We start from the raw sequence: 10766 nt of genomic DNA, 5'->3' as shown, positions 1-10766 counted from the left end.
CTAGGACCTGACCGCAGACCGGGGCTGGGTCAATGTCGGGGTGGACCACGACACCTCGGCATTCGCGGTGGCCTCGATCCGCCGCTGATGGCAGTCCCGCGGCCGAGCCGATTACCCGGAGGCGTCCCGATTACTGATCACCGCGGACTGTGGGGGCTCCAACAACTACCGCTACCGGGCCTGGAAAGTCGAACTGGCCGGCTTCGCCGCCGAAACGGGTCTGACCGTCACGGTCTGCCACTTCCCGCCGGGCATCTCCAAGTGGAACAAGATTGAGCACCGGTTGTTCTCCCACATCACAATGAACTGGCGGGGCAGGCCGCTCACCGGCCACGAGGTCGTGGTGAACAGCATCGCCGCCACCCGCACGCGCACCGGGCTGCGCGTTGAAGCCGAACCGGACACCCCGGTTATCGGCATCGGTTGGAGGGCGTCTCCGGGGCGAGGCACACAATGAAATGTGACTTACTGGGTGCTGCACGTCGACCTCGACCAGTTCGTCGCTGCCGTTGAGCTGCTGCGCCGTCCGGAACTGCGCGGGCGTCCGATCGTCGTCGGCGGCGACGGCGATCCGACCAAGCGCGGCGTGGTCAGCACGGCTTCTTACGAGGCTCGCCCGTATGGCGTGCACTCCGGCCTTCCGCTGCGCACGGCGGCGCGGCGATGTCCGGACGCGGTGTTCCTGCCCGTCGACCGGGCGGCGTATGAAGCGGCATCCTCCGAGGTGATGGCGGCATTGCAGTCTTTCGATGTCGTGGTCGAAGTCGTTGGCTGGGATGAGGCGTTCCTCGCGGTCGACGACGACCCCGAGGAGATGGCCCGTCGGATTCAACGGCGCGTGCGTGAGACCACCGGTCTCGATTGCACCGTCGGCATCGGGCGGAACAAGTTGCAGGCCAAGCTGGCGACCGGCTTCGGCAAGCCCGCCGGTGTCTTCCGACTGACCGACGAGACCTGGTTCGACGTGCTCGGCGACCGGCCGACGGATGCTCTGTGGGGAGTGGGGGCCAAGACCGCCAAGAGGCTCGCCGCGATGGGCATCGGCACCATCTCCGAGCTCGCGGCCGCCGACCCGCGGGCTCTCACCGAGCGGTTCGGCCCCATGACCGGTCCATGGCTGGTCCGGCTCGCCCTCGGCCAGGACGATTCGCCGGTGACTTGCGAGCCGTACGTGCCGCGCTCGCGTAGCCGTGAGACCACCTTCCAGCACGATCTCGAGGATTGGGACGAGGTGCGGTTCGAGGTCGTACGGCTGGCCCGGCGCGTAGCCGATGACGTGGCCGCCGAGTGGCGGGTCGCCGCTCGCGTCGTGGTCAAGGTGCGCTACGCGCCGTTCGAGACGCACACCCATGGCTACGCCCTGGCGACGCCGACGACCGAGATGTCGGTGATAGAGCAGGCGGCCTTGGCCGCGCTCGATCGGTTCGCCGAACGGCGACCGGTGCGGTTGCTGGGCGTCAGAGCCGAGCTCTCCGGTTAGCCGACTCCGCCGAGATCCGCGTTCTGCCGCACCGTAAGAAGCTCACAAGGAGCCCGCGCCGGGCCGTCTCCTTGAGAGCGAGTCTCGCCGGCGAACTCCGTTGATTTTTCGGCCGAAGCTACGGGGACTGTTCTGCGAACCTCAGCTCCCCTGACAGCGCGGACTTGTCGGTGCCTTCGGTTATCATCGATGCCGTTTCGCGGTCGACGGGCTTCCGCTAGACGTGATCATGGATACGCCCCCATGCCGCACGAGTCTTTCGTGCTGCCGGGGAGTTGTGCATGGGGCCCGCCTACCGTATGTCGGCGAAGTCGCTGCGGCAGGATCTGAGCGTGCCCAGGTCGGTCCTTGAGAAAAATCTCATCAAGGTCTTGGCCGAGAAGGTAGAGCTCACGAGGCAGCGTAAGCCAAGTGCGGCCGAGAAGCGGTCCTGGATCGAGAGCCTGTCCGAGCTCGCGCGCGTGCTCGACGATGCGGGCTTGGAGCAGGTCGAGGTTCTGATCGAGTTTCCCATGCCGCACAACAGGCGCAGCAGCGCCGATGTCGTTCTCGCCGGAGTTCACCCCGATACCGCTCTGCACACGTACATCGTCATCGAGCTCAAACAGTGGAGCAGCGCCGACTCCCTCGACGAGGAGGCGGACCTGTTCGATGTGCCCGGGCTGGACCCTCAGAGTCATCCCTGTCAGCAGGCCAAGGGCTACCGAAACCAGATCGCCGATCACTTCGGCGTCCTCGATGGGCGTCCGGAGGCCGTCAAGGCGGCGGTCTATCTCCACAACGCGACCCACGCCAGTGTCAAGGACCTCGCCATGGGAGCCGTGCTCGAGGACGTGCCGTTGTTCACCAAGAGTGAGCGTGGCGGGTTCATCGAATATCTGCGCGGCAATCTTGCGAACGAGCCGGGGAGGATGGCCGCGGATCGCTTACTCGGCAGCCCTATCCGCCCGAACAGGCCCTTTCTGCGTAAATCCGCTGAAGTTATACGGGGGGTCGGGCAGTTCGATCTGCTGGACAAGCAGCTCGACGCGTTCAATCTAGTCAAGGCGAGGGTGCGACTGGCTCAGGCGGCCAACACCAAACGCGTAGTGATCATCACGGGAGGGCCGGGGAGCGGGAAGTCGGCGATCGCGCTCTCGCTCCTCCGTAGCCAGATAGAGCAGGGCAACCGTGATCGCGTCGCGTACGCCACGGGTTCCCGTACCGTCACCAAAACCCTGCGCCGGCACGTGGCCGGGCGGGACATCGAGTTCGACGGCCTGTTCAGGTACTACCTCGAGTTCGCGAACGCGGAGCAGAACGACCTGGATCTGCTGATCGCCGACGAGGCGCATCGCGTGCGAAGGAACTCCCACAGCCGGTTCAAGAAGGAGTGGCGCAGCCCCCGTCCGCAAATCGAGAGCCTTATCCAGGCGGCCCGCGTCCCCGTCTTCCTGCTGGACGAGCACCAGGTCGTCAAGCCGGACGAGGTCGGCACGGTCGCCGCGATCGTGGCTCAGGCGCAGGCTCTCGATGTGGATTACGAGCTCATTCGGCTGGACGGTCAGTGGCGCTGCGGCGGTAGTGCCAAGTACGACGTCTGGGTGCAGCGGTTATTGGGCCTCGGCGACGCCGACTGTGAATGGAATGGCGACGTGGAGCCGCAGCTCTGGACGGGAGACCGGAACTTCGAGGTCGTTCTCGCGGACACTCCCCGCGAGATGGAGGACCTCCTGCGCGGCAAGATCGCCCAAGGACTCACGGCCCGCATGACGGCAGGGTATTGCTGGCCCTGGAACGAGCCCAACCCGGACAAGAGCCTTGTGCCGGACATCGTGATCGGCGACTGGGCACGTCCGTGGAACGCCAAGCTAAAGGGAGACAAACTCGGCTCGGTGCCGTCGAGCGACTATTGGGCGACGGCCGAGGGCGGGTTCGATCAGGTGGGCTGCATCTATACGGCGCAGGGGCTCGAGTTCGACTGGGTCGGTGTGATCATCGGCCCGGACTTCGTAGTCCGTGATGGCAGGTTCGTGCCCCGGCGTGAGTTCAGCAAGGACAAGAACCTCACCGCAGCCAAGGTCACCCACGAGCAGTTCCGGCGGCATGTGCGCAACGTCTACAAAGTGCTGCTCACGCGCGGGCTTCGTGGGGTGATCATCTACGCGGTCGATCCGGAGACGCGCGAGTTCCTGGCCGGGCTGGTCAAGCTCGAGAAGAAATGAGGTCGGCCAGGAAGCTTCGCAGCTCCGGATCGACCGCGTAGATGATCGTCCCGCGCATGCCACGGGTGAGCAGGACCTTGTACACGTGTCGTACCAGCAGGTCGAACTCGGTGTCGGGGAGGGCTCTGCGGCTCTTGAAAGCGGGGTCCTTGTTGGCTTCTCGTACCGTGACCAGCCGTCCGTCCCGGACGGTGATGTCGGGCCCCAGGATGGCGCCGTTCCAGTCGTACTCGAAGCCCTGGGCAGTGTAGATGCAGCCCACCTGGCCGAACCCGTTCGGGTCGGTGGCCCAGAACATCCGTGGCGGGTGGTCGCCGACGGCACGGTCGTTCTTGACGTTCCACGGTCGTGCCCAGTCGCCGATGGCGACGTCGTTGACGAGGGTCTGGTCGGGTCGTGGATCACTCCAGGGCCAGCAGAAGCCGGCGGTCATGCGAGCGGTGCCCGTCTGCGCGCGGAGGAACGCTTCGAGTTCGTGTGGGGAGTCGGCGAGCCGTACGTCGAAGTCCTCGTGCTGCCCGTCCCACGCCATCGGGCCGCCGTCGGCCAGGCCGAGCAGGCGGAGCACCCAGTGCTCGTACTTGCGGCTGCCGCCGCAGCGGAACTGCTCGTCCAGGGAGACGCGGTGTACGTCATAGCCCTTGTGGCGGGCGTAGCGCTCGATCGTGTCCACGGTGCCGAGCTCGCCCGGTCGTACGACCTGGTGTTCGTCGAGGAGGAAGACCGGCACGCGTGCCGCGGACATCAGCTCGTCGAGCTGGCTGCGTCCGGTGCGCCTGGCCGCGGGGGTGAAGCGGTTGGTCGAGGTTTCGCGGATGCGGTGAGCCTCGTCGCAGATCAGCACGTCCGCATCGTTGGGCACGGCGTCGGTGAAGCTGTTGAAGTATTTGAAGAGGTTCTTGATCCGAGTGTTGCCCCGGCCGGGATAGCGGCGCATGGTCTCGGTGAAGGAGTTCGAGCCTGTGGCGTGATAGGCCGAGCGGCCCTGCCGGTACAGCTCGCCGAGCAGGGACAGGGCGATGACGCTCTTGCCGCTGCCGGGGCCGCCGGCGACGATGACGACCTGCTTGGAGTCAGCGCGCCTGGCCCGGTCGACGGCACGCATTACCAATTCGTACGCGACCTGCTGCTCGTCCAGCAACGTGAACTGCTCGCGTTCGCGGATCTCCTTGGAGGCGTAGGTCATGAGCTGCTTGCTCGGCGCGATCGCGCTACGCAGGAGACGATCGGCGGCGTCCGCGCCCGATTTGTCCGCGAGACGCTCGCTCAGATAACGGAGGAACTCGCCGCGGCGCTGCTTGGTGAACAGACGGCTGCGCTCGTCGCGCACCTGGTCGGCCAGACCGTCGACGTCCAGGTCCATGGCGTTGTGCAGGTACGCGGCCCCGTATACGGCGTCCGGCCTGTCGTTGAGCACCCTGAAGAAGTCACGCATGTACTCGCAGTAACGGCGGACCTGTTCGGCGGGGTTGAGCCTCTCGCCACCCGGCATGCCGTCCACGATGACCAGATGCTCGCCCAGCTCGGAGGGCTCGGCGCGGCTCCACTGCTTGAGTTCGACCACGACGTACGAGTCCTCGCCGGTACGCGGATGCACTCCGGCGAGGACAACGTCGATGCGCTTGCTGGTGAGCGGAAGCTTGTACTCCACGAGCATCTCGACCTGGCGTAATCCGGCGTCGGCCAGATCGCGTGCGAGGGCCGGGAGGCTGCGTTGCCAGGACTTGATCTCGGCGGGGGAGGAGCGGTGCCCACTGGTGTCGCGCACGTGCTCGGCGATCACCTCCGCCAGGGCGGCCTCGTTGGGAGAAGCGAGCAGGTTCTCGACAGACAGCCGCAGCGCCGTCACGGATTGTCCCCCAGGCAGCACGAGAGAACTCGTGCGGGTGGGGGCCTATCCGCTCCGGCCGAAGCCGTACGATCGCGGAAGCCCGTCGGGCCGCATCACATGGTCGCCAAAAGAGTAGCGAGGGCGCCTCTTCTTAGGAACCGGCTAGCGGACGGATCCTGCCGCTGCCCCGGTCTTGTGCACACCTGCGTTGTCCTGCCGGCGGCGACGGCTTGCTGAACACCGAAGAATAGCGATCACCGCCTCGACCTTGTGCATCGTGGCAACGGTTGGGCGACGAATCGGCGCTGCAACGGCAGCCACAAGGCCGGAGCGGGCGGGGAGGTCCCTCGGCCGCGCCTGTGGAAAGCCGACCTACCGGCGGCCGAACTGCCCGGCCACCTCGTTGAACAACGTGACGGAGCTTGCCGTATCGGAGATCGGGATCTCCGACAGCGGCTGTCCGAGCTGGGGGTCGTGGCATTCGAGGCCGGTCTCTCGCTCGACGATCAACGCCAACTTGCGCAGCTTCTCGACGACGTCGGCCGCTTCGTCGTCGTGCGTCCAGTACGGAACGCTCAGACCCCACTCTCCGTCCCAGCAGGATAGGTCGATGCCGGTCGGTTCATGATCGAGCCGCCATTCGGAATCATCTCGCCGGACTGTGATGTCTCCCAGCACCTCCCGTGCCTGCGCGGCGACCCTGTCCCAGACCGCTGGGTCGGCAGGTGCACGCTGGGTAGTCTCCTCCTCGGTTTCAAGGACGTCATCCCAGGACTGGCCGGGTTCTCGCAGGACGAAATGGAGGTCGTAGCTCATGGTGGGACGTTATCGATGAGCTCCGACAATCCAGGTGTCGGCAGGCTCAACCGATCACGGCTGACCGAACACCTTGCGGATCTTGGCGGCGCCGTACTGACCGGGAGGGTTGCACACCGGGCAGGCGCATGGAGGCGTGCCATGGGCGTTCGGCATGTAGCGCCATCCCGTCACCTGGTTGACCCGCCGGACGCGGTGGATCTCCCTGGCCTGGATCGACCGGGGGACGAACAGTTCGCACCTGCGGGCGTCCTCCTGCTCGGCCACCAAGGCGGCGGCCCGGGCACAGCTGAGTTGGACCGGGGCGGAGTTGTAGTGCCCCACCCACACCGGCTCGTCGTCCGGGACGCGGAAGTGCACGGCGACGAGGGTGCCCTGGCCTCCGCGTCGTAGCTCACGTACCCACTGATAGGTGATCTGGTAGGACGGCAGCACCGGCAGGCAGTAGACCCCGGCGCCCCCACCCTGTCCATGGCCGGCTGCTCGGATGCCCGCGCGCCGCACGGCGCGGATGTTCTTGGCCGCGGTGAGGTGTACGAGCAGCGTCATGGGTCCGTCCTCGGGTTCGGCATGACTTATCCGATGTACGGTAAACCGGTGCCGCTGAAGTAGTGGTCGATCCGCAGCGCCGCGATGCCCCGGCCATACAGGTGCTCGGCGACCTGGACGTCCAGCGCGGTCAGCGTGGTCGTCGGCCGATTGTCAAGAGCGGAAGTCCAACGACCTGGGGAATCTCACAGAGCGTCAATAACAGAACTACTGGCTACGCGCTTTAGACGAAGTAACGCGCCTGCAGGCGGAACAGCTCAGCGTAAAGCCCGTCGGACTGACTCAATGCGTCGTGGGTGCCGACCTCGACGATTCTGCCGTGGTCCATCACGACGATGAGATCAGCCGCCTGAGCGGTCGTGAGACGGTGCGTGACCAGGACAGTCACGCCTCCCTGTAAGCGGCTCAAACCGGCGTACTGCTCGAACAGCCACTCCTCAGCCCGTGCGTCCAGACTGGCGGTCGGCTCGTCCAGGACCCGCAGCAACGGCTCCTGCCGCATCGCGGCGCGGGCGTTCGCGACCGTCTGCCACTGACCACCGGACAACCCTTCTCCGTCCCACGACTTGCGTCCGAGCCGGGTCTGGAGCCCTTCCGGCAACGAGTCCAGCAACCGGTTCCCACCGGCCGTCCGCAACGCCTCCAGGATCCGTTCCGTATCCTCGCTGTGCTCTAGCCGGCCCAGCCCGACCGAGTCACCCAGCGACATCTCGAGGTGGTCCGGATCCTGAAAAGCCGCCGTGACCCGGGCACGCCACTGCTCCGGGGCGAACTCGGCAAGATCGGTCCCGTCCACCAGAATGCGGCCCTCCCCGGGCCGGTACAGACCGCAGAGCATCTTCACCAGGGTCGACTTCCCCGCGCCATTCTCACCGACCAGCGCCACCACGGCGCCGGCCGGCAGCTCAAGATCGACATTGCTCAGCGAAGGTTGATCCCGATTCCAATACCGGAAGCCAAGCCTCTCCAGCGTGATGCCGCCCGTCAGCCGGGACGGAACCGCCGCCGGCGAGGCCGGCACGACGGCCGTTCGCTCCGCGGCGCCTTCCTCAACGACTTCGAGGAACACCCGGGCGGCCCGGACCGATTCGAACACCCAGAAGATCTGGCTCAGCAGGGCCTGCGCCTGCCCGACGATCTGGCTGCTGACCGCGATGGCCGCGATGATGAGGCCGAGCGAGGCGTCACCGGTCAAGCCGGCCCGCACCATTAGAACGATCGCGGTCGCGTAGGCCAGCACGAACAACAGCCAGGCCAGCGCGAGCGGTATCCGGGATCGCAGATCGGTCACGGCGATGTCGCGGCCGCTGCGATCCCACTGCTCGCGGTGCCGTCGGCGTAGCTCGGCCGCCAATCCAAACAGCCGGGTCTCGCGGCCGGGTCCGGCGGTGGCGGCCAGCGTGAACAGGTGCTCGGCCAGCCTGGTACGCGGCTCGGCCCGCTCGACGGCCTCACCGCGTTTGCGGTCGGCCACCCGGGTGGCCAGCAGGACCGGGAGGGCGAAAAGCGGCAGGACCGCGAGGATCGGAACGACCGAGGCCATCAGGACGGCCGATGACATCCAGACAAGCGCGGCTCCGGTGAGCCACAGAACCCGGTCGAAGCCCTCCCGGATGTCGGCGCGACCACCGCGAACCGCAGCCGCCTTGCCGACGCGGTCCGGACGCTCGTGGATCTCCAGCGTCGGCGTTGTACCAACCACGTCTATGAACCGGCGTTCGACCTCGTTCTGAATCTCCTCCGACAGGCGGAGCCGAGTGAAATAGCCGGCGATGAACGTGCCCTGGGTAAGCATCACGAACACAGCCAGGCACAGCGACAGCACCAGCACCTTGCTCGTCGAGTGGTGGCTCGCCGCCTCGCTGAACAGTCCGAGCAGAATCGCGAGACCGACCCCGGTCGCCTGCTCGAGAATCGCCACTGCCACGACGATCGGGGTCCTGGCCGGGTCGGTGCGGGGCCCGAGCGTGAGGACGAAACGGAGCGGGCTGATCACGACGAGGCCTCCTGGAAACGCTTCGCCTGCAGATGGAATAGCTCGGCGTACCGTCCGCCGGCCTCGATCAGGGCCTCGTGCGGGCCGTCCTCGATGATCCGACCGTCCTCGAGCACCACCACTCGCTGTGCCTTGCGCACGGTTGCGAACCGGTGTGAGATCGCGACCGTCGTGGCACCGGCCGTCAGCTCGTGGAATGTGTCGTAGAGCTGAGCCTCGGCGCGGGCGTCAAGGCTTGCGGCCGGCTCATCCATGATCAGCAACCGGGCGCCGTGCCGCAGGCCGAACATAGCGCGGGCGATGGCGATACGTTGCCATTCGCCGCCCGACGCGTCGGCCATCACCGTGTCCCAGCCGTCCGGAAGCCTCTCGATGAACTCCTGGAGCCCGGCCTGAGCCGCCACCGCGCGCAGGCCCTCATCGTCGTCCGCGTGGGCGAGAGAACCGAAGGCGATGTTGTCCCGGATCGTCAGCTGGTAGCGGCCGAAGTCCTGGAAGACCGCGACGACCTGCCGCTGCCAGCTCCGCCGGTTGACATCGTCGATCCGCGTCCCGCCGACGAGTACGGAGCCCCCGCTCGGCGCGTCCAGGCCGGCGAGAAGCCGGGCCAGCGTCGTCTTGCCGGCCCCGTTGAGTCCCACGATGGCCAGCGACTGACCCGCAGGAATGTCGAGATCGATGCCGTGCAGCACCTCGCTCGTGGTGTCGGTGTACCGGAAGCGCAGATCCCTGCAGGAGATCGTCGCGTCCGGCGGTTCGATGACCGGCGCTGCGTCCGCCGACCCTGCCACGGAGGGAAAGGCGAGGGCCTCGGCGGCCGCCTTCGAGCCGAAGCCGATGCGGAGCTCGTCCTCGTCCGCCCGCAGGATCTGCAGAAGTGCACGGATGGCGAGCCCGCCGGTCGCCAGGTCCCCCACCGTCGAGTCGCCGATGGCAGCCTGGTGTGCCAGGTAGTAGAAGACCGCTGCCACGGTGAGGCCGGTGGTCACGACCACGACCACGACGAACAGATCATGTTCGCGCCGCCGGCGCCAGACCTCCGCCATATTCGCCCGCCACTGCGACTGGTAGGCATCGCGGAAGAACGCTGTGAGACCGAAGAGGCGAACCTCCCGGGCGGGGCCCGGCGTGGTCGGCACGTCCCGTAGGTACGACGTACGCCGGAGCTTCTCCGTCTGACTCACGTTCTCGACGACGGCGATCCGGTAGTTCCGGACGAGCCGAAAGTGGATCGCGGCGAAGACCGCGAGGACGATGACTCCCAGTGCCCAGTTGAGGTTGGCGAGCAGTGCCGCGGAGCCGATGGCGGTCACCCACATCGAGGCCTTGGTGGAGGATCCGAATATCGCTTCTCCGGGCGGCATGTCGATGACTCCCTCGCCCCGGGCCCGGGCGAGTCGGCCTAGGTAGGCCGGATCCTCGAGATGGCCGATGGTCGCCGGCTCGGAGACGGCCGTCATCACACGCTCGCCCAGCCGGCCGGTCACCCGGCGGCCCAGTGCGCGGCCCAGGGCTGTGCGCGCCGACTCGGCGAGGTGGGTGAGGAAGAACAACACGACGATGACGGCGATCCACCGATAGCAATCGCGTGCCTCCGGCGTGTCCAGGCCCTGGCCGATCGCGGAGGTGAGCTCGCCCACCAGCTCGCCGATCCCGATGGTGATCCCGACCGGCGCCGCACCGGCGAGGACAGCCAGGACCGCGGTCAGACCGGCCATGAGCGGCGACTGCGCGAAGGCGTACCCGATCAGGGCGGGCATCGCCCAACGCCGGGCCGGAGGCGACTGCCGACTCGTATCCGCGCTCACGCATCGTCTCCGTCGCAGAGGGTGCGGGCCGGCGTGCGCCTGACGCGGGTGCTTGACATCGTTCCTCCTAGTAGCCTGCGGT

Annotated in this window: 7 protein-coding genes and 1 pseudogene; 3 read left to right on the top strand and 5 right to left on the bottom strand. The window is 67.0% G+C overall.

The features are described from left to right. Nucleotides 1-4: 4 nt before the first annotated feature. The 3 genes and pseudogenes from AP234_RS35665 to AP234_RS32890 form a co-directional block, all read left to right on the top strand. Nucleotides 5-412 (top strand): annotated as a pseudogene (locus tag AP234_RS35665) (ISAzo13 family transposase); the annotation flags it as partial. Nucleotides 413-460: 48 nt separating this feature from the next. Beyond that, complete coding sequence (locus tag AP234_RS32895; RefSeq protein ID WP_055483667.1) at nucleotides 461-1480, top strand: DNA polymerase IV; 1020 nt, start codon at nucleotides 461-463, stop codon at nucleotides 1478-1480. A gap of 281 nt (nucleotides 1481-1761) precedes the next feature. Further along, a complete protein-coding gene (locus AP234_RS32890; protein ID WP_055483666.1) occupies nucleotides 1762-3684 on the top strand; it encodes a DNA/RNA helicase domain-containing protein in 1923 nt (640 codons plus the stop codon). Here the strand turns inward: AP234_RS32890 and AP234_RS32885 are convergent. The 5 genes from AP234_RS32885 to AP234_RS32865 form a co-directional block, all read right to left on the bottom strand. Beyond that, the gene (locus AP234_RS32885) at nucleotides 3665-5533 is read right to left on the bottom strand and encodes a DNA/RNA helicase domain-containing protein (RefSeq protein WP_055483665.1); all 1869 of its coding nucleotides are present in this window, start codon (nucleotides 5531-5533) and stop codon (nucleotides 3665-3667) included. The two genes, AP234_RS32890 and AP234_RS32885, sit on opposite strands and share 20 nt — an antisense overlap. Nucleotides 5534-5887: 354 nt before the next feature. Continuing rightward, nucleotides 5888-6331, bottom strand: coding sequence for a hypothetical protein (locus tag AP234_RS32880; RefSeq protein WP_055483664.1), 444 nt, complete (start codon nucleotides 6329-6331; stop codon nucleotides 5888-5890). A 54-nt stretch (nucleotides 6332-6385) separates the two neighbouring features. Continuing rightward, nucleotides 6386-6880 carry a hypothetical protein gene (locus AP234_RS32875; RefSeq protein ID WP_055483663.1) on the bottom strand — a complete coding sequence of 165 codons (495 nt, stop codon included), beginning with the start codon at nucleotides 6878-6880 and terminating at the stop codon, nucleotides 6386-6388. A gap of 223 nt (nucleotides 6881-7103) precedes the next feature. Then, a complete protein-coding gene (locus tag AP234_RS32870) occupies nucleotides 7104-8801 on the bottom strand; it encodes an ABC transporter ATP-binding protein (protein ID WP_235558529.1) in 1698 nt (565 codons plus the stop codon). 71 nt (nucleotides 8802-8872) lie between these two features. After that, nucleotides 8873-10684: an ABC transporter ATP-binding protein gene (locus AP234_RS32865; protein ID WP_055483661.1), complete on the bottom strand. Its 1812-nt coding sequence runs from the start codon at nucleotides 10682-10684 to the stop codon at nucleotides 8873-8875. Nucleotides 10685-10766: the final 82 nt, after the last annotated feature.

Source organism: Sphaerimonospora mesophila (assembly GCF_001417795.1).
Taxonomy (GTDB): Bacteria; Actinomycetota; Actinomycetes; order Streptosporangiales; family Streptosporangiaceae; genus Sphaerimonospora; species Sphaerimonospora mesophila.
The sequence above is the reverse complement of the archived record's forward strand: the minus strand, read 5'-3'. Positions and strand labels throughout refer to the sequence as shown.